This is a genomic window from Agriterribacter sp. (genome assembly GCF_035445465.1).
In the GTDB taxonomy this organism is placed as follows: Bacteria; Bacteroidota; Bacteroidia; order Chitinophagales; family Chitinophagaceae; genus Agriterribacter.
The window spans coordinates 28,763-52,930 of sequence record NZ_DAOMQT010000031.1 but is presented as its reverse complement, the minus strand read 5'-3'; the positions used below and the strand labels follow the sequence as shown (position 1 = coordinate 52,930).

The 24,168-nt window shown below is 40.7% G+C and carries 15 protein-coding genes; 14 read left to right on the top strand and 1 reads right to left on the bottom strand.

From position 1 onward, the window contains the following. The 6 genes from PLE34_RS14765 to PLE34_RS14740 all read left to right on the top strand — a co-directional run. On the top strand, window positions 1-984 hold a 984-nt coding region (locus tag PLE34_RS14765), incomplete at its 5' end, for a hypothetical protein (RefSeq protein WP_324558183.1). Window positions 985-1,468: 484 nt separating this feature from the next. Continuing rightward, window positions 1,469-1,912, top strand: coding sequence for a 50S ribosomal protein L13 (gene rplM / locus PLE34_RS14760; RefSeq protein ID WP_324558182.1), 444 nt, complete (start codon window positions 1,469-1,471; stop codon window positions 1,910-1,912). Between the two features lie 51 nt (window positions 1,913-1,963). Next, complete coding sequence (gene rpsI, locus PLE34_RS14755) at window positions 1,964-2,353, top strand: 30S ribosomal protein S9 (protein WP_324558181.1); 390 nt, start codon at window positions 1,964-1,966, stop codon at window positions 2,351-2,353. Between the two features lie 84 nt (window positions 2,354-2,437). Beyond that, window positions 2,438-3,376, top strand: a complete 939-nt coding sequence (gene rpsB / locus PLE34_RS14750) for a 30S ribosomal protein S2 (protein ID WP_324558180.1) — start codon at window positions 2,438-2,440, stop codon at window positions 3,374-3,376. A 51-nt stretch (window positions 3,377-3,427) separates the two neighbouring features. Further along, on the top strand, window positions 3,428-4,267 hold the full coding sequence (tsf, locus tag PLE34_RS14745) for a translation elongation factor Ts (protein ID WP_324558179.1): 840 nt from the start codon (window positions 3,428-3,430) through the stop codon (window positions 4,265-4,267). A 177-nt stretch (window positions 4,268-4,444) separates the two neighbouring features. Then, a complete protein-coding gene (locus tag PLE34_RS14740; protein WP_324558178.1) occupies window positions 4,445-6,172 on the top strand; it encodes an FAD-dependent oxidoreductase in 1,728 nt (575 codons plus the stop codon). A gap of 13 nt (window positions 6,173-6,185) precedes the next feature. Here PLE34_RS14740 and PLE34_RS14735 read toward each other — a convergent pair whose 3' ends face one another. Further along, a complete protein-coding gene (locus PLE34_RS14735; protein ID WP_324558177.1) occupies window positions 6,186-6,362 on the bottom strand; it encodes a helix-turn-helix domain-containing protein in 177 nt (58 codons plus the stop codon). A 107-nt stretch (window positions 6,363-6,469) separates the two neighbouring features. On the opposite strand from PLE34_RS14735, the gene PLE34_RS14730 reads away from it, so the two are divergent. The 8 genes from PLE34_RS14730 to PLE34_RS14695 all read left to right on the top strand — a co-directional run bounded on the left by PLE34_RS14730 (window position 6,470) and on the right by PLE34_RS14695 (window position 24,138). Beyond that, window positions 6,470-7,066 carry an RNA polymerase sigma-70 factor gene (locus PLE34_RS14730; RefSeq protein WP_324558176.1) on the top strand — a complete coding sequence of 199 codons (597 nt, stop codon included), beginning with the start codon at window positions 6,470-6,472 and terminating at the stop codon, window positions 7,064-7,066. Window positions 7,067-7,293: 227 nt separating this feature from the next. After that, window positions 7,294-8,523: a FecR family protein gene (locus PLE34_RS14725; protein ID WP_324558175.1), complete on the top strand. Its 1,230-nt coding sequence runs from the start codon at window positions 7,294-7,296 to the stop codon at window positions 8,521-8,523. Window positions 8,524-8,741: 218 nt separating this feature from the next. Then, entirely contained in the window at window positions 8,742-12,170 is a 3,429-nt protein-coding gene (locus PLE34_RS14720; RefSeq protein WP_324558173.1) for a SusC/RagA family TonB-linked outer membrane protein, read from the top strand. Window positions 12,171-12,181: 11 nt separating this feature from the next. After that, a complete protein-coding gene (locus tag PLE34_RS14715) occupies window positions 12,182-13,714 on the top strand; it encodes a SusD/RagB family nutrient-binding outer membrane lipoprotein (RefSeq protein ID WP_324558171.1) in 1,533 nt (510 codons plus the stop codon). 243 nt (window positions 13,715-13,957) lie between these two features. Then, window positions 13,958-17,233 carry a glycosyl hydrolase gene (locus PLE34_RS14710; RefSeq protein WP_324558169.1) on the top strand — a complete coding sequence of 1,092 codons (3,276 nt, stop codon included), beginning with the start codon at window positions 13,958-13,960 and terminating at the stop codon, window positions 17,231-17,233. A gap of 378 nt (window positions 17,234-17,611) precedes the next feature. Continuing rightward, window positions 17,612-19,009 (top strand): neutral/alkaline non-lysosomal ceramidase N-terminal domain-containing protein, encoded by a 1,398-nt coding sequence (locus tag PLE34_RS14705; RefSeq protein WP_324558168.1) that lies wholly within the window; start codon window positions 17,612-17,614, stop codon window positions 19,007-19,009. Window positions 19,010-19,162: 153 nt separating this feature from the next. Next, a complete protein-coding gene (locus PLE34_RS14700; RefSeq protein WP_324558166.1) occupies window positions 19,163-22,198 on the top strand; it encodes a PVC-type heme-binding CxxCH protein in 3,036 nt (1,011 codons plus the stop codon). Between the two features lie 200 nt (window positions 22,199-22,398). After that, complete coding sequence (locus tag PLE34_RS14695; protein WP_324558164.1) at window positions 22,399-24,138, top strand: neutral/alkaline non-lysosomal ceramidase N-terminal domain-containing protein; 1,740 nt, start codon at window positions 22,399-22,401, stop codon at window positions 24,136-24,138. Window positions 24,139-24,168 lie beyond the last annotated feature (30 nt).

Genomic DNA, 24,168 nt, shown 5'->3' with positions numbered 1-24,168 from the left:
TGCCGGGCAGTAAAATTCAATACTTGTAAAACAGACCCACCCATGCAGGGAAAGAGAATTATAATTATAGTTTTAACGGTGCTTTTAACAGCGCTAATTCTGGTGCTGATCATTCCCATGCGTCGTACCTATCACGCTACAATTGTTGTAAGCTCAGATGCACTTATTACGTACCGCACCCTGCAGGATACTGTTAATTGGAAGAAGTGGTATGCCGATAATGAAATTGTGCAGCCCCAACCTGCTTCCCTAACTATGCGGCCCGACAAAAAAAGCACCGTATTTGAATATCAGTTAAAAGATCAGAATGGCTATGAAAAAGAAGGCCGGATTCAGGTATCACAGAAGAACCGGTGGAATATGCAAATCAACTGGTCGGAGGAGTTTGTATTTAAAACTAATATGCTTAAAAAATTTAAACTGCTTTTTAATCCCTCTGAGTTCAGAACGGCGTTTTTGCAAAATATGGTACAGTTTAAAAATGCGATAGAGCATCCGGATAATACCTTTGGCGGTTTAACTTTTGAACGACAAGAAATGCCTGCCATTAAGCTCGTAACCTTGTCTGATACCGTGGCATTAAACGAAGTGAAAGATCAGATTGCTTATTTGCACAATAAAATAAGCGCTCACTTACCTGCGGAAGAAATAAAATATCCGGGAACCTTTTTAAGTCAGCATGAAGCGCTGAATGATTCCACAATAATACTATGTGTAGCCGTAGCCGCAACGGATGCACTACAGGATGTTGACGAGCCTTTTGAAATGATAGAAATGGATAAGCATCCGGCAGTGATTATACAAACAACAAAAAGTTATACTGATATGGATGAAGATATAAGTATTATGTATGAATGGCTGAAAAAAAACGACAAACGCCCGGCAACAAGCTACTGGATTAAGCACACCCCATCTGCCGACATTGCAAAAGCAACAGGTAAAAACAACTTTACCATCATCCAGGAAGTGTATTCCATAAAATAAGACGCTTAAAAAACCGGATAACAAACCTGCACTTTTACTATCGCGCTATCGTTTGCGGGTAATGGATCGCTGAAGAACTTTTCATAGCTCAATGCAATTTTTCTTAAAGACTTATCCCTGATATTTTTTGCAAATCTAAAATACAATCCTGCGATCGCCTGTAAAATGAATGAACAGGCATTTCTTACCCGTTTAGTGGCATTGCAACTTCGTTCTCAATATAATCAACCGGGAGGGAAGAGGAGCTTTAAAGTAAAGTTTTCATGCATAAAAGTTGAGTTTTCTCTTTCGGTTTATAATTTGATTCAAAATTTTTACTGATTATCAATCTATTACAAAGGAGCCTTTAAAAATAATAGCCTTAAATTTTGGGAATCTTATTTGATTCCTCCTACCTTTGCGCTCCAATTTTTAACCGGTAACCGAAGGGATGGCAACGGTACCAACTCCTTGTTTGTATGAACGGGAGTAAAAAAAGATAAGAATGAGTAAATTACATTTCACTACAAAGCATGCGAATGCGGCTTCCGTGCAACATAACTGGTATGTTGTAGACGGCACCAATCAAACTGTTGGTCGTATGTGTGCCCGCATTGCAGCGGTACTGCGCGGCAAAAACAAAGCTTATTATACTCCTCATGTTGATTGTGGGGATTTTATTGTAGTAATTAATGCCGACAAGGTAAAATTCACAGGCAATAAAATTGAAGACAAAACCTATATCAACTTTTCCGGATACCCCGGAGGCAAAAGAGAAGAGACAGCAAAAAGTTTGCTGAACCGCCGCCCCGAAGTGGTGATAGAAAGAGCCGTAAAAGGGATGTTGCCTAAGAATCGTCTGGGACGCAGCATGTATAAAAAATTATTTGTGTATGCGGGAGCACAACATCCGCATTTTGCACAGCAACCTAAAGAGTTAAAATTTTAATTAGTAAAACTGCTAATAGCGGTTTCGCTAATAGCCTAAAGCTTAAAATACATGGAAAAGCAAAAAAATGGCGTTGGTCGTCGTAAAGAAGCAGTGACCCGTGTTTTCCTTTCTAAAGGAGAGGGCAAGATCATTGTAAACGACAAGGACTACAAGCAGTATTTTTCTCTGATCTACCTTCAAAATAAGGTTGAACTTCCTTTAAAAACTATTGAAGGATTAGATAAGTTTGATGTAAAAATTAATGCTTCAGGCGGCGGCGTTAAAGGTCAGGCCGAAGCTGCAAAGCTGGGTATTGCACGTGCTTTGCTGGAAGTTAGTGCAGACTATCGTCCTGCATTAAAAGCTGCCGGATTGCTGATGCGTGATCCAAGAGGTGTTGAACGTAAAAAGTTTGGTAAGAAAAAAGCAAGGAAGAGCTTCCAGTTCAGCAAACGTTAATCCATTATTTCCCCGGAAAGGGATATTGGAAATTTTCAAACCAGCCTGCCAACCAGCAGGTTCTCAAATTCTAAAATCAGATAAATGGAAAATAATACTTCCCTTCAACAACAACTCCTCGAAGCCGGTGTTCATTTTGGTCACCTGCGCAAGAAGTGGAATCCAAAGATGCTGCCTTACATCTTTGCTGAAAAAAAAGGCATTCATATTATTGACCTGAATAAAACGGTTGAGCACCTGCAGGAAACCGCCGCAGCATTAAAAAGCATTGCCAGGAGTGGCAAAAAAATAATGTTTGTAGGTACCAAAAAGCAGGCAAAGGAAATTGTTACCGAATGCGCAAAGCGGGTTAATATGCCCTTTGTAACGGAAAGGTGGCTGGGTGGCATGCTAACCAACTTTAACACGGTACGCAAGAGCGTAAAAAAAATGCAAAGCATTGAGAAAATGCTCAATGACGGCACTTTTGACAGCATTACCAAAAAAGAAAGGCTAACGCTTAGCCGGGATAAAGAGAAGATGGAAAAGGTGTTAGGCGGTATTGCCCAGTTAGGACGTGTTCCGGCTGCATTATTTATTATTGATATCGGCCACGAGCATATAGCGCTTGCAGAAGCCAAACGTTTGGGTGTTGCTACTTTTGGTATGGTAGATACCAACTGCGATCCGAATAAAGTGGATTTCGCGATTCCTTCAAATGATGATGCAACAAAATCTATTGCTATAATAACCAACTATATTGTTGCAGCCATAGCCGAAGGTTTAGCCGAACGTCAGAACGAGAAATCGGAAGAAGAATCGGAAGAAGAAGTGGTAGATAAAGGACCAAGGCTGGATATAGATGAAGCAGGCGGAGCAGATAAGGAAAGAGGTGGCAGAACGCCCGGAAGCCGTCCCGGACCTGGTGGTGGAAGCCGTCCCGGCGCCGGTGGTAACAGAGGAGGAGGCGCTCCCGGTGGACAAAGAAAACGTACAACCGGCGGACCCGGTGGACCTGGCAGACGTCCTGGTGGCGGAAGATAGGAGGAGGGTGTGCCCTCGTAATTTTATTTCTAACTTAAATTATTGGCTGATATGTCAACAATAACAATTACAGCAGCAGATATTAATAAGTTGCGCCAGATGACCGGCGCGGGTATGATGGATTGCCGTAAGGCCTTAACTGAAACCAATGGCGATTTTGAAGAGGCGATTGACTGGTTGCGTAAAAAAGGTGCAAAAGTGGCTGCATTGCGTGGCGACAGGGAAGCAAAAGAAGGTGTGGTAATTGCCCAAACCACTGCAGATAATAAAACAGGCATTGCGGTTTGTATTAGCTGTGAAACGGATTTTGTAAGTAAGAATGCGGACTTTGTTGCCTTTGCTCAAAGCATTGCCGATGCCGCCATTCAGCATAACGTAAAAAGCGCGGATGAACTGAGCGGTGTTGCTATTAATGGCGCTAAAATTGCCGACCTGGTAAATGATAAATTGGCCAGCATTGGTGAAAAAATAGGTATCAGTAAGTTTGAGCGTTTGGATGCTCCTTTTGTTGCATCCTATATTCACGGCGCCAACCGCATAGGTGTGCTGGTAGGCTTAAATAAAGAAGCGGCTGATGCCGGAAAGGATGCGGCTATGCAGATTGCCGCTATGAATCCTGTAGCAGTGGATCCCGCTTCAGTACCTGCTGATGTGGTAGCGCGTGAAAGAGCAATTGTAACAGATCAAATTAAGAATGATCCTAAAATGGCCGGCAAGCCCGATGCGATGATTGATAAAATTGCAGAAGGTAAACTGAATGCATTCTTTAAAGAAAATACATTAACCGCACAGCCTTTTGTAAAAGATGGCGGAAAAACTGTTGGTGATTACCTGCTAAGTGTAGACAGTGAGTTGAAAGTAATTGATTTTAAAAGGGTAGCTTTAGGGTAAAATCATTTTCAGTTTACATTATATGAATTCCCGGCAAATTTTGTTTTGCCGGGATTTTTTTGTGCTGTATTGTTTTTTCGCTGACTATTGAAATCAATTCTATCTTTAAAGGATTACAACAACTGCTTCAGCTGATACGGCAATCGTTAACATCAGCAATTCATAAAATCTTTTGAGGTGAGAAGAAGAAATTTTATCAGGTCGCTCAGTATTGGCAGTGGCGCCATTGTTGCCACTCCGGCTATCAGCATACCTGCTGTAGCCAATACAATCAGTAAAACCAGAACGGCAAAAGAATTGCCGGCAGATGTAATAATAGCAGGCGCCGGTATGGGTGGCTGTGCTGCGGCAATAGCAGCTTTGCGCAACGGACTTCGTGTAGTCATGACCGAAGAAACCGACTGGATTGGCGGGCAGCTTACCCAGCAGGGGCTGAGTTGCCCTGATGAACATCCCTGGATAGAATCTTTTGGCGCCACCCAACTTTACAGCGATCTGCGTACTGCAGTCCGCGAATATTATGTGCGTCACTATCCGCTTACCGAAGCGGCTAAAACCAATAAAAACCTAAACCCAGGCTCGGGAGCTGTTTCCAGGCTATGCCATGAACCGCGTGTAGCCTTAGCCGTGCTGAATAATATGCTGGCGCCTTACCTTGCATCGGGAAAATTAACCCTGCTGCTGCAGCATAAAATTGAGGGTGCAGATATTAATGGCGATAAAGTGAAAGCATTAAAAGCGCACTCCCTGCAAACGGGAGATAAGATTATACTTACTGCCCCTTATTTCATTGATGCTACGGAGTTGGGCGACTTATTGCCATTAACAAAAACGGAATATGCAACGGGGGCAGAGTCCCGCCAGAATACACATGAACTCCATGCAGCCGAAAAAGCAGAGCCGGACAATAACCAGGCATTTACCTGGTGCTTTGCTATGGATTATCTGCCCGGCGAAAACCATTTGATAGATAAACCTAAGGATTATGCCTACTGGCAGAAGCTTGTACCGGATTTGACGCCTGCCTGGCCCGGAAAATTATTGTCATTATCGTATTCAAATCCATCCACACTGCAACCTAAAGCACTGGGGTTTGATCCAACAGGTAAGCCCACCGGGCAAATGCTCAACTTGTGGAATTACCGTCGTATTATTGACAGAAATAATTTTAAACCGGGATTTTTTTCGAGGGATATCAGTATGGTGAACTGGCCGCAAAATGATTATTTTATCCGTAATATCATTGATGTTACTGAGCAGGAATTTCAGGCCGCGCTTGAGCAGGGCAGGCAGCTTAGCCTCTCGCTTTTTTATTGGTTGCAAACTGAAGCTCCGCGTGCTGATGGCGGAGTGGGCTGGCCGGGATTACGGCTACGCGGAGATATAGTAGGAACAGATGACGGGTTAGCAAAATATCCGTACATCCGTGAATCAAGGCGCATCAAATCTGTTTTTACAATTTTGGAAGAACATGTTGGCAAAGAAAACAGAATATTGGTAGCTGGAGAAAAAGCAGGAAGTAAAGCGGCTGATTTTTTTGATAGCATAGGTATAGGATATTATCATATTGATCTTCATCCCGGCACTACCGGAAATAATTATATTGATTTTGGGTCATTGCCTTTTCAGATTCCTTTGGGCGCTCTTTTACCCCAGCGAATGCAAAACCTGATTCCAGCCAATAAAAATATCGGTACTACGCATATCACCAATGGTTGCTACCGTTTGCATCCGGTTGAATGGAGTATTGGTGAAGCCGCTGGAATGCTCATTGCCTTTTCACTTGGTAAAAAGCTGACACCACATGCTGTCAGAGATAAAAAATCTGTATTGGAGGATTTTCAGCAATTTATTCGTACACAGGGCATAGCCACACATTGGCCGGAAGAGATTAGTATATCCTAAAAGCAGTAAAAAATTATAATTCTGCAGCAATAAGTTCTTTACCTAAATTATGAAGAGCTGTTTCAAATTTTTTTGCCATATCAGGTCGTGGTTTGCGATGCCCTGTAGCATAATGATGTATTTGTTTTTCATTGATCCCCGTTAGCTTAGCTAAAGCAGGAGCCTTGAAAACTCCTTTAAAATAATTCAAAAGGCTTTCTGCATTACCTGATAAGTTTGTATACTGCCGGGTATTTTTGATTCAAGATGTTGTTTGTATGCTTTTTCCTTACCTTCATCTTCCATTTACTTACAGCCTTGAGACAGTATACAACATATACGATTGATCATGCCATGTTTGACCGGCTTGCCCAGGGAGATGAAGAATCCTTTGAAAAGTTGGTGCATACGCTGTATAAAAAATTGTTTCCTTTTACCGTTTCTCTTATCAAATCAGAAACTGAGGCCAACGATGTGCTTCAGGAAGTCTTCCTGAAAATATGGCTGCACAGAACTTCCTTTTCCACCATTGAAAACCCCATGGGATGGATATATACCGTGGTAGCGAACACGGCTTCCAATTTTTTAAGAACAAAACTCCGCCACGAACTCCGGATTAAAGCGTACCAGAATCGTTCTGTTACTTCTGCAGATATGGAAGAACAGTTAGACGCGAATTTTACCCAATCTCTTATTAACGAAGCGGTGAATAAACTGCCTGCAAAAAGAAAACAGGTGTTTTTACTGAGCCGCAAAGAAGGACTCTCCCGCAAGGAAATAGCCACACGCCTGAATGTATCTGAGAACACGGTACGTAATCAGCTTGTGGAGGCCCTGCAATTCGTAAGGGAGTATCTTACACAAAGAGGAGGGTTGACTATTCCAGCCATATTGATTTTAATGGATATTCTTTGAGAAAATAATTTTCTCCGGTAGTACGCCAGGAGGATTTGCAATCAGCTTTGAGGGTAATAGTTATCATTTTAAAATGAACAATCAATTACCTGTTAGTACAAAGTCTTTATCTATGTTTTCGACCTATACACCTAATCCTAAAAATTAATTTGGCAGTCGTTACGCAACTGAAAAAAAAATTCCCTGACTGATGGTACAATAACCCCCGGTGCGGTGTCAATCATTACGTGAAAGACAAAATTGATTTTGACTATTTATTGCAGAAACGCATCCGGGATATCCTTTCTGATGAAGAAAAGACGCAATTGCTTGAAGCATTGAACGACCCGGCTAACGTACACAAACTTAGCAGGATTGTGGAGGAATGGTATCATAAGGAACTACCGGAATTGTTTGTGTATGATGAGGCAAAGCTGAAAGAAATGATACGGGTCATTGTGGCAAATGACGCCGGATCAATGGATCCATTTGTTTTGAAAGAAAGCGATCAGAAAATGGAGACAAGCGGTATAGATGAGGATGAAGCTAAAGAATATATGCCAGGCGGTGGCAGTAAAATCCGTTTCCTGAAAGCCCCATGGATACGTTATGCTGCGGCTGCGGCGCTGTTTATAGGTGCAGGCTTTTTTTACTATAACATAAAAAAAGATACCCCTGGCCAACAGGCAACAGTTACGGCGCCCGTGCTGACAAGGGATGCAAATGATGTACTTCCAGGTACTAACAAAGCGGTGCTTACCTTAAGCAATGGGGAAAAAGTGGAATTAGATGACAAGGGGCAGCAGGTTATTAATGATGGCGACTTAGCTATTCGTATCAGCGATGGGGCTTTGGCATATAGTAAAACGGATGTGGTAGTATATAATACCATGACCACTCCTAAAGGCGGGCAATACAAATTAATGCTTCCGGACGGTACTACCGTTTGGCTGAACGCTTCCAGCAGTATTACTTACCCCACAGCTTTCCCGGGAAACACCCGCGCGGTAGCAATTACAGGGGAGGCTTATTTTGAAGTGGCTAAAAATCCGTTGAAGCCCTTTACGGTAAGAACTTATGAAGATGAGATCACAGTAAAAGGAACTTCGTTTAATGTAAACAGTTATGACGATGAAGCAGGTATAAAAACTTCGCTTTTAGAAGGATTGGTGCAGGTGAACGGTATGTTGTTAACGCCGGGTAATGCATATATGGGAGGTAAGGTAACCCGTACGGATGTAGACAAAGACCTGGCATGGAAAAACGGGGTGTTCAATTTTCACCAGGTAAAACTTAAATATGCTATGCGGCAGATTGCCCGGTGGTATGATGTGGAAGTGAAATATGAAGGCAATGTTGACCGTATAGAATTAGGCGGTGAGATTGGCAGAAATCTCACTTTACAACAAGTATTAAACGGATTACAGGATAGGGATTTACATTTCAAATTAGAAGGAAAAACTTTGACAGTGTATTAAAAAAAATTATTCCTGCATTCTGTACAACAAAAGAAAAGGTAGCCACGAATTCACGAATGGATAATCAACTTAAGATAGTATTATTGGTGTATTCGTGGCTATTTAAATAAAAAATCCGGGCTCTGCTCGCAACAGAAACCCGGCAAAAGTTTCAGGCTAACCTAATAAATGCCGGATCAACAGACAATCTATTCATTAACCGAAAACTGAGCAAAAGTATGCAATTCATTGCTTTTAACCACCGGTGCCGGGGCGCCCGTGGAATTTTACCCAAAACTTTGCGCATCATGCAAGTTACCACTGCAATGCTTTTAGGGCTCTGCCTGCAGGCTGCAGCCACAGGGTTTGCCCAAACCATTACTTTTTCCGGAAAGGATGTTCCCATGGAAAAAGTGTTTACTGTAATAAAGCAGCAAACCGGTTATTTTGTGAGTTACAAATCCGGACAGCTTAGTAAGGCAAAACCTGTTACCGTTCAGGGCGAAAACATGCCCTTAAAACAGTTTTTAAACGAAGTGTTCCGTAATCAGCAATTGGATTATTCCATCGAGGAAAATACCATCTTTATTAAATGGAAGAAAGAAATCTATCAGATTACTCCGCTTGAGTCCATTTCGGGTACGCTCTCCCCGCCTGCCGATATCAATCTGAGCGGAAGGGTAACTAACGAACAACAGGAACCCTTAGAAGGGGTAAGTGTAACCGTTAAAGCCGCCCAAAACGGTACCACCACCAATGCCGACGGTAGATTTCTGTTGTCTGTTCCTTCTGCCAACAATGTGGAACTGGTCTTTTCTTTTGTTGGTTTTGAAACGCACACAGTAAAAGTAGGTACCCAAACAGTATTCAATATTGTATTGAAAGCATTTGTGGCGGGGATGGAGGATGTGGTTGTGACTGCATTAGGAATAACGAAAGAAAAAAGGAAAATAGGTTATTCCTTAACTGAAGTATATGGAGAGGATCTACTAAAATCTAGATCAAATAATTTAGTAAATAGTCTTTCAGGTAGAGTACCAGGACTTAATGTTTCTTCTTCTGCAACTGGCGTAGGCAGTTCATCAAGACTAGTTTTAAGAGGAAATACATCTTTGTCCGGAGAAAACCAGCCATTATATGTTATTGATGGTATTCCAATAGATAATTCTAATCGAAGTTGGGCTGGAATGTATGGCGGGCGCGACGGAGGTGATGGAATACAAATGATAAACCCTGACGATGTTGAATCAATTAGTATTTTAAAAGGTGGGGCGGCTGCGGCATTATATGGGTCGAGATCCGCTACAGGAGTGATTCTAATAACAACAAAGAAGGGATCGAAGATGAATGGTTTCGGAATTGAAATAAATTCGAATTTAGTTGTGGAAAAAGTAAATGATTTCACTGATTGGCAGTATGAGTACGGTCATGGTATTATGGGAAACGCACCTTCAAGTGCTCAAGAGGCCAATGGAATAAGTCCTAATAGTTGGGGGAGTAGGTTGGATGGGAGTATGGTTTTTCAGTGGGATGGAGTTTTAAGACCATACATTGCACACAAAAATAATATATCTAAGTTTTATAAAACAGGAACAAATATTAATAATTCAGTATCAATTTATGGTAGTGGAGATAAATTCAACTACAATTTCAATATGACTGATTTGCAAAATAGGTCTGTTGTTCCCAATTCAAATTTACAAAGGAATAATTTTAGTTTGAACATTGGTGTTACGCCATTAGAAAAATTAACATTAAACATTATAGGAAAATATGTTAGAGAACGAACTAAAAATAGACCACGTGTATCAGATTCACCAGGAAACGCTAATTATTCTATCACTACAATTCCAACTAGTTGGGAAGAGTCAACATATTGGGACAAAATGGTAGATTCTATTACCAAAGGTGAAAGGAAATTCAATTCAGTTCCTTATGTTACAAATCCATACTGGGCTACCTATAGATTTGATCAAAGTGATGGTCGAGATCGATTTATAGGGGCTATACAAGGAAAATATTCATTCAATCATTGGCTTTATTCACGGGCAAGAATATCGACCGATACGTATACACGCAATAATCTTGATATTACTCCAATGGGGACTCAATATAGTTCGGGTGGTCAAATAAATATTCAAAGTGTTGAAAAGTTTAGAGAGTTCAATAGTGAAGTAATTTTTGGAGCAAGAGTAAATTCTAATAAGCTGGAGATAGACGCATTCACTGGAGGAAATATCATGAAGTCTTTTACTGACGGACAATTTCTTGCTGGTAATAATTTTTATGCACCAAATTATTATTATATAAATAATTTGAGAGATAAATGGATGGATTATAGTTACAGAAAAGTACAAACAAACTCTTTATTTGCATCTGTAGATCTTACCTATGATAGGTTTTTAGCTTTAAATTTAACAGGTAGAAATGATTGGTTCTCGACATTATCACCCAATAATTGGTCTAATTTTTATCCTTCTGCAAGTTTAGGTTTCATTTTCTCTGAAGTTATTAATTTACCAAGCTTTATTAACTACTCAAAAATACGATCCTCGTGGGCTAAGGTTAGCGGACAAAGAGACCCATATGGACTTAACCTCCAATATTCATTGAGTGCTAACTCCTATAATTCCTTGCCAGTAGGAGGAATTTCTGGCACTACCATACCTAATAAAAATCTTAAACCTTTTACAGTTGAAACTGTAGAAATAGGAATGGAAAACAGATTTTTTTCAAATAAGGTAAACCTTGATTTAACTTTCTATACGAAAAAGACAAAGAACGATATTGTTATAAGCCAGATCTCGCAGACTTCGGGATTTAATAGCGTACTGATTAACGCTGGAACCATTACAAATAAAGGGGTAGAATTGCAGATTGGGGCAACACCATTAAATAGAATGCTGAGATGGACTCTTACATATAATTTTTCTTACAATGATAGTAGAGTCACAAAAATTTCTGATCAGCTAAATTCCATCCAAATCGATCAAGCACGGTCTATGACGGCCTTTATAGCAAATATTGAAGGTACCCCATATGGTCAAATACAAGGTTATGGATTTAAAACAAATGAAGAAGGCAAATTATTATTAAATGATGGAGGATTTCCACAGCGAGGTGAACTAAAAACTTATGGAACCGGTGTTGCTCCACTTTTGATGGGGCTAACAAATTCTATTTCTTATAAGGGTTTTGTATTCGAATTTTTAATAGACAGTAGATTTGGAGGCTATTTATACTCAGGAACAAACGATGGGTCAACATTGAGGGGGTTGACAAAGCAGACTTTATATGGACGTGAAGACGGAGTGATTGTAGATGGCATTATAGAAAGTAGCGGACAAAAGAATAATCTCAAATTAAATGCACAGAGGTATTGGCAATCGATAGCAATGAATATTTCAGAACCGTTTATTTTTAAATCTGATTTTATTAAACTAAGAGAACTTACTTTGGGTTACACTTTACCTTCAAAGTTAATATTACGATCTCCTTTCAAGAGTATAAACATTTCTCTTGTTGGAAGAAACCTTGCTGTTTTGCTGAAGAAAGTTCCCAATATTGACCCTGAGTCTTCGTATAATAATAGTAACGCGCAGGGTCTTGAATGGTTTGGGGTGCCTTCTGTTAGATCAATGGGATTAAATTTAAATTTTAAATTCTAAAATTTATAATAATGCTTAAATATATTTATAATAGTGTTTGGATAATAATTCTTTTCCTGACTTTTACTAGTTGTACTAAGAATTTTAGGGATATCAATATTGATCCAACGAAATTAACCGATTTAGAATCCGAATCATTATTTACACAAGCGATTATTCAAACATCCGGAGGTGAATACGAGTCTTTTCGTGGCAACTTAATTTATACCACTCAATTTGTACAACAATTTGCTTCTACGACATATCAGGCAGGGGATCGATATTTATTCGATGAAGGATACAATTCAGCCTTATGGGATGGATATTATGGAAAGGCAATACAAAATCTTGTTAACTTGATTGAAAAGACGGCAGGTAAAGAAGAAGAAATTAATTATCATTCTGCTTCAAAGGTCCTAAAGGCTTTTATTTTTTTAAGGCTCACTGATATTTATGGAAACCTCCCCTATTTTAATGCTGGCAAAGGCTTCCTGAATGGAATATTTACGCCAGATTATGATGAACAAAGAATTGTTTTGTTAGATATCGCGGATGAGTTGGAAGTCGCTGCGAAATCGTTTCGCACAGATAAACCCCTTAAGGGAGATATAACAAGTTATAACGGTAATGTAGAACTTTGGAAAAAAGCAGCATACTCACTCTTATTAAGAGTGGGTATGCGTTTCTCCAAAATTGATCCAACTACGGCGACTTCTTTAGTTTCAAAGGCTTACACCAATGGTTTAATAAGTAGTAATGATGAAACTTTTAGAATAAATCATACTTCTGGAGTCTATGATAACCCTAACAGTCATATTCTTGGATTTTACCCAGGATCTAGATCAGAATTATATCAAAATAATTTCAAATTTTCAAAAACATTTATAGATATTCTTAAATTAAATAATGACGTTAGACTGAAAATTCTGTCCGTGATAAGAACCGGAGGTTCGCCAACAGATCCAGGGAATGAAAATGATGATACTTTTATTCAGAAGGGTTTACCAAATGGAACGGATATAAGTCATGTAGCAGGTTCTTTACATACCTTCTCACAATTAAGATCCTCATTTGCTGATGCTAATGATCCGAATGTAATTGTTTCTTACGCACAGACGATGCTTCTGTTAGCGGAAGCACGAGAAAAAAACTGGATTCAGACAGGACCATCCGGCGAATTTTATTATAGGAAAGGAGTTCAAGCAGCAATAGATCTCTTAAGATTATATAATCCCTCTTCGAGTATTTTTGAAAGTGAAAAAATAGAAACTTTTTTAACTGGATTAGTTTATCCGAATAATTTAGAAGAGAGACTGGAATCTATCAATACTCAGTATTATATAGCTTCTTTACTTGATGGCTATGAAGCTCATGCCAATTGGAGAAGATCAAATTATCCAACTTTAATACCAGTGAACTTTCCTGGCAACTATACGGGAGGAGTTATCCCTCGGAGGTTTCAATATCCCGCAAGTGAAGGAGCATTAAATACTAATAATTTGGATGCAGCAATTTCAAAGCAAGGTTCTAATAATTGGTTAACTAATGTTTGGTGGGACAAATAATTGAAAATATCGAAAGAAATTCTTAAATAAATACTGAAGATATGTATTGATCTTATCACTGGCAAATAGTTAATGCAGTCCGATTGGATAGCCCAATTTATAGGGGGTTTAGAGATCACATATTCCCTAAACCCCTTGGTTTTTGGTGATTGTTACATTCAAGGATGAAAAGAAACCTGTATTCAATTACCGATTAACCAAAAAATTCAACACATAATTTTATCCTATCTTAAAAAATCTGAAATGAACTCAAATTTTCTTCTTATTAGCATAATAATGGCACTAAATCAATTCAGCTGCAAGAACAATATTCCTATTAATACCGATTTTATATCTGCTCATGAATTGGAACAGGGTTTTAAAAATTCTCCTGATTCCGTTAAGCCATGGGTTTATTGGTATTGGATAAGTGATAACAATACAAAAGATGGAATAACAAAGGATCTTGAAGCGATGGCGGAAGTGGGAATTGGTGAAGCAATGATAGGCAATATTGGTTATGAAGGCATGCCTTATGGGGAAATAAAGACTCTGAGTGAGGAATGGTGGCAGTTATTAGAACATGCAGTACGAGAGGGTAAAAGGACCGGCGTTAATATTGGACTATTTAATAGTCCTGGCTGGAGCCAGTCAGGTGGCCCATGGGTTAAACCTGAACATTCAATGAGATATCTTTTATCTCATGAAATAGAAATTGAGGGCGGGAAGAAAATAGCGCAAGCGTTTGAGAGATATTCAGATACATATCAGGACGTAAGAGTTCTTGCGTTTCCGGTTCCAGAGAATGATAATCTAAAAATTTCATCACTAAACCCAAAAATAAAAGTTACTCCGGATTTAAAGGACGCATTAAATCTAAGTGATGGAAGCCTAGAAACTTTCTGCCTGTTTAAAAATGCAGGTTCTGCGAAACAAATAGTCATAGACTTTGAAATCGAAGAGTTGTTTACAGCACGTAGTCTAAGAGTTTTTCATGCAGGAATAGAATTTGCTGTAGATATTGACGTTCATATTTTGGAAAACGGGTCTTATAAGAGCATAAGGAAATTTAGGTATGACAGAAGTAACTCAAGGGTAAATGTTGGCCCCATGAGGTTTGGTCCAGTAGCCATCTCTCTACCTACGGTGTCTTCCAAAAGCTTTAGATTTATATTAAGTGATTTTAATCTTCGCAATTATTTTTCTATTCAAAATGGAGATATTTCTGACGTTGGATTTGCAGAAATTGAGTTGTCCGCTGTACCAAGAATTGAAGACTATGTAGAGAAACAACTTGGAAAGATGTGCCAAATTCCTTTCCCAACGTGGTTTGAATACCAATGGGAATTAAGAGAAGAAGGTAGTGATACTTTAGCTAAAATCAGTCCGGAAAATGTAATTGATATCAGCAAATATGTTAAAGAAGATACCCTTACATGGAATTCCCCTCCTGGCAACTGGATTATAATGCGCATCGGATCAGACCTCACAGGTGCTCGCAATGCGCAAGCTGCCCCATACGCAACAGGATGGGAGGTTGATAAGATGAATAAAAATCATCTAAGACATCATTTTAATCAATATGTTTTAAAACTTCTTAAACGATTGTCAATAGAAGAACGAAAAGCGTTTAAGCATGTTGTACTTGATAGCTATGAACAAGGATCACAGAACTGGACTGATGATATGATAGAGGATTTCAGGGCAAAATATAGCTATGATCCCTTACCATGGCTACCTGTACTCTCTGGAAGAATAGTAGGTTCAACTGATCAATCAGACAGATTTCTTTGGGATCTTCGCAGATTTGTTGCTGATAGAATAGCCTATCATTATGTTGGTGCTTTTCGTGACATCTGCCAGGAAAATGGGTTAAGGATTTGGTTGGAGAACTATGGCCACTGGGGGTTTCCGTCAGAGTTCTTGCTTTATGGAGGACAAAGCCATGATATTGGTGGTGAATTCTGGAACGAAGGGGAGCTAGGAAATACAGAATGTCGTGCCGCGTCATCAGCTGCCCATATTTACGGTAAAAGAATAGTATCAGCAGAATCGTATACATCTGCAGGACTAGCATTTCAGAGACACCCCACATTACTTAAGAAACGAGGTGACTGGAGTTTTACTGAGGGTATAAACCAAGTCGTGCTTCACTTATATATACATCAGCCTTATGAAGAAAGAAATCCAGGTATAAATGCATGGTTCGGAACCGAGTTTAATCGAAAAAACACTTGGTTTAAACAATCAAAATATTGGATAGATTACCAACGTAGGTGTATGTTTATGTTACGTAGGGGGCTTCCCATTAATGACCTTTGCTATTTCATTGGTGAAGATGTTCCCAAGATGACTGGTGTTCGAATACCTGAGGTGCCAAAGGGCTATTCATTCGATTACATAAATGCCGATGTCATCCTAAACCATCTTTCGGTAATTGACGGTAATTTGGTACTTCCGGATGGCATGAGTTATAAAATGCTTGTTCTGCCACCTGTTGAAACCATGCGGCCAGAACTTCTTGAAAAGATCCAACTTCTATGTAAGCAAGGTGCAGCAATATACGGTGCTCCTCCCTTTCGCTCACCAAGTCTGAAAAACTTTCCTACAGCAGATAAAAAGGTAGAAACGATAGCTAATGAGCTTTGGACAAAGAATAAAGGACAAAAGGGAAGTAAATATAAGGGGGGCATAATAGATGGTGTAGACATTCAGGATGCTTTAAATCAAATCAAGACTGAGCCAGATATAATCTTTCCCGATGATCTTCCCCTGCTATGGGTACATCGAAGATTAAATGATACTGATATATATTTCATTTCTAATCAGAGTGAAAATAAACTTAAGTTTGACGCAACATTCAGAGTGAATGGGAAACAACCTGAATTTTGGGACCCCATTGATGGTAATATCCGAGATCTTGAAGTGTTTAGTAAGAAAAAATCTGGTACCGAAATATCTCTTGAACTACCTCCCCAGGGAAGTGCTTTTATTGTATTTAGAAAACCTGTTCGCTATCGAGAGGAAATTGGAGATAATTTCCCACTACCTACAAAGATTGTTAAAGTAGAAAAACCATGGCAAGTAACATTTGATAAGATTAAAGATGGCTCCAAAACACCAATTTATATGGCAGACTTAAAAGACTGGACTGATTTTGAAGAGGAGCAAATTAGGTATTATTCAGGCCAGGCATCTTATAAAAACAGTTTTTATTTGAATAACATTTCACCTGAGTATCAATTTTTTATTAATCTTGGGAAAGTTAATGTTATGGCGGAAGTAAAAGTCAATGGAGTTGTTGCGGGAGGAGTATGGACTGACCCATGGAAGTTGAATATCACTAATTTGGTAAAAGCAGGAAATAATACGATAGAAATAAATGTGGTGAATAACTGGATAAACAGACTTATAGGTGATACCAAATTACCCACTGAAAAACGGACAACTTGGGTAAATGAAAATCCAGCAAAACCAACGGATTCGCTTCAGCCTTCTGGGTTGGCAGGACCTGTAGCGATCGAAATAATAAAATATTAAAATATGATTTCAGGTGAGTATCCTGATTGACATCTATTTGAGGTTAATTCTGATTTGGGGAAATAGCGGCCACTCATGTCCACCGAAAACTTGAGATATTCCCATGCTCTATTAAGCACTCAAATTCCTTACCTTAGTCCATAATCTCTGAGCATATAGACTGCCTAAAAATAACTCTGAACCGGATTTCAAAAGGACATGCACCTCTTTTAACATATTGCTTTTTAATTGCTGCTTACTGCTATTGGTGGCCGCGGTGGGTAGTGAAGACACTGCCCACATGAAGCAAAGGAATGCCACACCTTCGAAAGGCACCCCGAAAATATAGTCGGTATAAAAGAAGACCTTTCGTCTCTATTATTTAAAATGGTAATCTTAATGTATAAGTTTAAATCAGCCGGTACGTTAATCCAAATGGTTTTTTATAAGTCATGGAAAAAGGATATACCTTTTTCTATATACTGTTTATTCATCTGTAGTGCATTCATTTTGCCCCACAGCACCCACGCCCAACTCAAAGCCGCCGTTGTCAAAATTGATATTACTCCCTCCGATTCACAACACCTGCTCGGATACCAGGAACGCAAATCCACGGGTGTGCTGGATCGCATTTATCATAAGATTGTTGCTTTAGATGATGGTACTACTCAGTTCTATATCATCTCATCCGATGTGTGCCTGTATTCTCCGTCAGAATATGATAAGGTGGCTGCATTACTCAACAAACAATACGGAATAAATCCGTTAAACGTATGGTGGACTGTTACGCATACACATTCTGCACCGGAGTTTGGCGAAACGGGATTATATGGAGTTTATATGGGAGATCGCATAAAACACACGGTAGATGCAGCCTACACCGCAATGATTGAACAGAAGCTGATTGAAGGTATTGGTGAAGTACGCAGTAAACTTACTGAAGCCCGGCTGAGTGTAGGCTGGGGCTTTTCGCAAGCCAATATGAATCGCAGGGCAATTGATGTTAATGGTAAGGCCTCTCTGGGTATGAATCCTGACGGGCCGGTGGACAGGCGCATCGGGTTATTGCGTATTGACAAGCCGGATGGCAAACCAATGGCGTTGATTGCCAACTATCCCATACACGGCACCGTTATGAGCGGGGCCAACCTGAAGATCAGCGGAGATGCACCTGGTATTGTGGCTGAATACGTAGAAGAAAAAATTGGCGCACCCATGCTTTTTATTAATGGTGCGGCGGGCAACCTTGCGCCTATCTACAGCGTTTACCCCAATGCAAGAGCAGGTCATCTAAGTGAATTTCGCGTTTTGCTGGGAGATAAAATTCTAGAGGCAAACAGTAAAATAAAATATCCGGTTGATGAAGTAAAACTCCGGGCAGATGAAATTGTTGTAGAAACCCCAAAAAAACCGGGCTTGGCATGGTCAGCCGATTTAAGCAAATACACCGTTACCACAAAATCCGGCGATACATTAGTTCGCCTCCCGGTACGGTTGCTGAAAATAAATAAAGATATTGCGATATGGAGCGCTCCGTTGGAATTGTTTTGTGAAGTATCTAACGAAGTGCGAAGCCGCTCTCCTTTTCCATACACTTTTTATTTCGGCTATACCAATGGATGGTTTGGGTATCTGCCCACGGAGGCAGAATGGAAACACGGTGGCTATGAAGTAGAAACGGTGTCGCCTTTCACACCCAGAGCAGCAGGTGATCTTACAGAATCTGTGCTGGATTATTTGCAGGGCAAAATGAGGGCGCCGCAGACGATAACGGAAAAGCCCAGGCGAAAAAGATAGTAGGAATGAATGCCTTTAGCCCCTCTCCGATAGGAGAGGGGTTGGGGTGAGGCGACATTCGCAAGCAATCTCATTTACAGGTTTTGCGAAAAGATAATAGTTCAAATAACTCATATCTACTTTTAGGCACTTTTAAATTCTAAGAATACAAACATGTTATATTTTTTCAAATTCCCGATCAAATATTTTTTGCTATCGTTTTTGATTTTTTCCATAAGCTGTAATCAGCCATCTTCTCAAACAGAAATATCCGGTGGCGTTAAGGCCGAAGATGCCCTGGCAACCATGCAGGTAGCCGACGGATTTAAAATTGAAATGATCGCCGCCGAGCCGATGATTACTTCTCCGGTAGATATGGAGATAGATGAATATGGCCGCATGTTTGTAGTGGAAATGCACGGTTATCCGTTAGACAAAAGTGGCAGCGGAAATATTGTGATGCTATCAGATACCAACGGAGATGGCATCATGGACAAGCGCACACTTTTTAAAGAAGGACTGCTGTTGCCCACAGGCATCCTCCGGTGGAAGAAGGGATTTGTTGTAACCGACTCACCCAATATCTATTATCTCGAAGATTCGGATAACGATGGTAAGGCCGACATCATGGATACACTGCTGACGGGTTTTGCACTCACCAATCCGCAGCACAATTTAAATAATCCCGTGTATGGTATTGATAACTGGATTTATGCCGCACATGAGGGCATTGTAAAATCAAGGGATTATGGAGAAGAATTTGGAGATGAAGGAACCGAAATTTACTATCCCGCTAAGCCGGATGCGGTTCGCCTGCCGCAAAATGCCAGTGGAAAATCCGTTCGTTTTCGCCCCGAACAGTATCAATTAGAAGAGTTAGCAAGCCGTTGCCAGTTTGGTCATACTTTCGATAAATGGGGGCATTGGTTTGGCAGCAACAACTCTAACCAGGGATACCAGGAGATTATTGCAGAGCGCTATTTAAAACGTAATCCCCAACTACCGCCTACAGATCCTAATCATTCTATGTCGGATCACCTGAATGCGCCGGAGGTATTTCCTACTACGCTCAACCCGGACAGGCAGATATTTACCGATGTGGGAACCATGACTTCCGGTAGCGGACTAACCGCCTACCTGGCGGAAGACTTTCCTGCACCCTATCATAATGCCACCTTCATTGCCGAACCGGTGAGTAACCTGGTGCATGTGGATATTTTAAGAGACAGTAGTCTGAGTTATACGGCAAGCCGGGTATTTCCAAATAAAGAATTTTTTACTTCCACCGATGCCTGGTCGCGTCCGGTGAATATGTATGTTGGTCCCGATGGCGCTTTGTATATTCTGGATTATTACAGACGCGTAATTGAATCACCCGAATGGATGTCGGAAGAAGCTATTGCCGCAGGGAACTTATATGATGGTATTGATAAAGGAAGGATCTACCGCATTACTCCGGTTGATGGAAAAAAAGCAGACTGGATGAAGGGTTTGCAACTTGGTGACGCTTCTGTTGATGAATTAGTGAAAGAATTAGCAAATACCAACGGCTGGTGGCGCATTAGTGCACAACGCTTATTAGTTGACAGAGCAGATAAAAATGCAGTGTCGGCACTTGTAAAGATGGCTTCAAACCCTGAATCTGCAATGGGGCGGCTGCATGCGTTGTGGACTTTGGAAGGCATGAACGCGCTGCCAACTGATCTTATTAAAAATGCATTGAAAGATACGGTTGCAGGAATAAGAGAGAACGCCGTTAAATTAGCTGAACTGCATTTGAAGGATGATCCGGCATTAGGCACAGCACTCTTAGCTTTACAAAATGATGAAGCAATAAAGGTGCGCTTTCAGCTACTGCTCACATTGGGATATGTAAATACCGCTCCGGCATCCGATGCACGTAATGGTTTGTTGTTTCAGGATATGGAAAACAAATGGTTCCAGGTAGCTGCCCTGTCTGCCGCTTCGTTAAATGCAAATTCACTGCTTAACCTGATGCTGGCAAAATACAAAGCTGATATACCGGCATACGGCTCAATGGTACAAAGACTTGCAGGAATTATTGCGGCAACAGAGGGTGAGGCAAAGGTTCATCATCTCATTCAAAAAGCCATTGTTGCGCAAACTTCACGTGAGCAGGAATCGCAGACAGCAATGCTACAAGGGGTGGCACAGGGACTGCGTTACCGGAAAAACAAGCTCTCTATCAGTGAAGCTGAGCAGCGTTTGCTGCTCAACACTTTTTTTGACAGCCCTTCAGATGGGTTACGAAAATCGGCTTTACAATTTTTACAGGCTTCAAAAATCAGTAATGATACCTTACGCACCTCATCAGTTGCCAGGGCAGCATCTATTGCACAAGACACTGCTGTTTCAGATTTAAAAAGGGCAGATGCTATTGATTTTCTCACTTTTGGTAACCCGTCAGATTATCTTACCATGCTCCAGGGCTTACTTACTCCACAGGAGCAACCTGCCGTGAAATTTGCCGCACTGCGGGTATTGAATGTGATTCCCTCAACTGCGGTGAGTGAATACCTTGTGGATTTGTGGCCGGGGCTTACCAAAGAAATAAGAGATGCCGCCATTCGTGTATTTATGCATGATACTGCCAGGATGAGAATACTCATTACCGCAATGGAAGCGAATAAGATTCCTGCCAGTAATGTAAGTTTTTGGACCGGTATTAGTTTGATGCAGGTGGCTGATGACAAATTACGGGAACGTGCCAGGGCAGTATTTACCAAAAATGCGGAGGAAGCAAAAAAGATCAATAAGGAATACCAGGCTGCGCTTGAATTACCGGGAGATCCGGAAAAGGGGAAAGCAATATATATGCAAAGCTGTGCAGTTTGTCATCAGGTAAAAGGTGAAAATGGAATTGCTTTCGGGCCTGATCTCGCTACTATACATAATTGGAAAAGAGAGGATATACTGGCTAATATTCTTGATCCCAATCTTTCCATCATGGCAGGATATGATCTTTGGGAGATTAACTTAAACAATGGAGAGTCTTTGCAAGGTATTATTGCGGCTGAAACATCTTCAGCAATTACCATTAAAAATATGGGCAACTTTGAAAAAACAATCAGCCGGCAGGATATTAAATCTTTACAATCCCTGAGTGTGTCTGCCATGACAGTGGGCTTAGAAAAAAATATCAGCAAGGAAGCCATGGCCGACCTGATCGCTTTTTTGCGGCAGAATTAGGGGAAGGGTGAATGGCCTGGAAGAGCTGATCTTTTTTTGTTTCTTTTTTTGGGCAGGCAAAAAAGAAAAAACAGATTTCTTCATACCAAATAATAAGCATGAAACTACCAGGAAATTACTTTGTCCACCAGACAATAACCCAATATAAGTGCACCCGCACTGTGTATATGATCGCAATGATCATCTTGTGTTGTTCCGCAATGCCTTCAGGTTCTGCACATACATTTGGTAATCTGCCCGGGCCACAAAATACAGGCATCTTTCGTGCAGCAGTAGTTAAGATAGATATCACGCCCGACCAACCAAAAATGCTGCTGGGCTACAATGCCCGTCAATCTACCGGCGTACACGATCGCATTTATCATCGGATAGTGGTATTGAATGACGGAACCACAGAGTTCTGCCTGGTATCTTCTGATATCTGTGTTATTTCTCCTTCCGAATACGATCATCTGGCATCACTCCTGTATCAGCAATTGGGTATTGCTCCTGAAAATTTCTGGTGGACGCTTACCCATACCCATTCTGCACCTGAAGTTGGCGTACCGGGGTTACCCGAAGTATTTATGGGAGAAAGATATAAGCATCCGGTAGATACTGCCTATACCCATTTTGTAGAGCAAAAGATAATAGAGGGAATAAAACAGGCCAGGAAACAATTAGTGAAAGCAAAGCTGGGAGTTGGTTGGGGACATTCCAACGCCAATATCAACCGGCGGGCAATTGACGTTAACGGGAAAGCAGGGCTGGGAATGAACCCTGATGGCGCGGTAGACAAAAAAATTGGATTGATCCGGATAGATAAAGAAGATGGATCGCCTATAGCACTGATATCAAACTATGCCATACATGGCACTGCACTGGGCGCTCCTAACCTTCAAATCAGTGGTGATGTGCCCGGTATTGTTGCAGACTATGTGGAAGAAAAATTAGGCGTTCCCATGCTTTTTATAAACGGAGCAGCAGGAAATATCGCCCCTATTTACAGCACCTATCCTAATCCCGGGGCTGCACGCTTATCACAATTCAGGGTATTACTGGGTGATAAAATTCTGGAAGCGAACAAATCTATTACAGCTACCATTGACCAGGTGAATATTTTTGCCAGCAAGCTCATCATCGAAACGCCACGAAAGGAAAATTTAAACTGGCCTTCCGATCTGGGCAACTATTCCCGGAGCATTGGGAATGGGAAGAACCTGGTAAGACTGCCGGTCGGCTTTTTGAAAATCAATCATGATATCGCTATCTGGAGTTTGCCGGTTGAACTGTTTTGTGAAATATCCAATGAAATCCGTGACAAATCCCCGTATCCCTATACTTTCTATTACGGCTACACGAACGGATGGTTAGGCTACCTGCCAACTGCCGCCGAATTTAAACATGGCGGTTACGAAGTGGAAACCGTATCTCCATACACTGTTGAAGCGGAAGCAGATGTTATTGAAGGGGTAATGAATTATCTGCAGGGCGAATTGAGAAATAAAATATCAGCAGACCGGGTTTCTGTTAACCGGCCGTCATTGATTGTGCCTGATGAAACAGGGGTGCTTGAATTGACTGCTGAGAAAGGTAAAGGTATCGGTACAGATATAAAATATATGCCGGAATGGAAAGCATTTGGCTGGTTCCGCAACAAAGACAAAATAGAATGGGAAATAGCTCCACGCGAAGAAAAGGAGTATTCCGTGATATTGGAATGGTCGGTATCCGATGAAGACGCGGGAAAATCATTTATACTGGAAAGCAAAAAGGACAGGATAATAGGTGAAGTTGGAAAAAGCGGTTCCTGGGAAACCTTTGCATCTGAAAAAATAGGTACCATAAAATTGAAGCCGGGAAAGCAAAAAATTATTTTCAAACCGTATAAAGATTTTGATCCTAAGCAGGCGTTGCTGGATTTAAGAAAAATTATTTTCGTGCCGGTTGGACAAAAGTAATATGGAACTGGTCAGGCGATGGTAATTGAT

Excerpts from the sequence above, each read along its gene's own strand:
- rplM (WP_324558182.1), top strand. The coding sequence starts at position 1,469 with ATGAGTAAATTACATTTCACTACAAAGCATGCGAATGCGGCTTCCGTG.
- rpsI (WP_324558181.1), top strand. The coding sequence starts at position 1,964 with ATGGAAAAGCAAAAAAATGGCGTTGGTCGTCGTAAAGAAGCAGTGACC.
- rpsB (WP_324558180.1), top strand. The coding sequence starts at position 2,438 with ATGGAAAATAATACTTCCCTTCAACAACAACTCCTCGAAGCCGGTGTT.
- tsf (WP_324558179.1), top strand. The coding sequence starts at position 3,428 with ATGTCAACAATAACAATTACAGCAGCAGATATTAATAAGTTGCGCCAG.
- PLE34_RS14720 (WP_324558173.1), top strand. The coding sequence starts at position 8,742 with ATGCAATTCATTGCTTTTAACCACCGGTGCCGGGGCGCCCGTGGAATT.
- PLE34_RS14715 (WP_324558171.1), top strand. The coding sequence starts at position 12,182 with ATGCTTAAATATATTTATAATAGTGTTTGGATAATAATTCTTTTCCTG.
- PLE34_RS14710 (WP_324558169.1), top strand. The coding sequence starts at position 13,958 with ATGAACTCAAATTTTCTTCTTATTAGCATAATAATGGCACTAAATCAA.
- PLE34_RS14705 (WP_324558168.1), top strand. The coding sequence starts at position 17,612 with ATGTATAAGTTTAAATCAGCCGGTACGTTAATCCAAATGGTTTTTTAT.
- PLE34_RS14700 (WP_324558166.1), top strand. The coding sequence starts at position 19,163 with ATGTTATATTTTTTCAAATTCCCGATCAAATATTTTTTGCTATCGTTT.
- PLE34_RS14695 (WP_324558164.1), top strand. The coding sequence starts at position 22,399 with ATGCCTTCAGGTTCTGCACATACATTTGGTAATCTGCCCGGGCCACAA.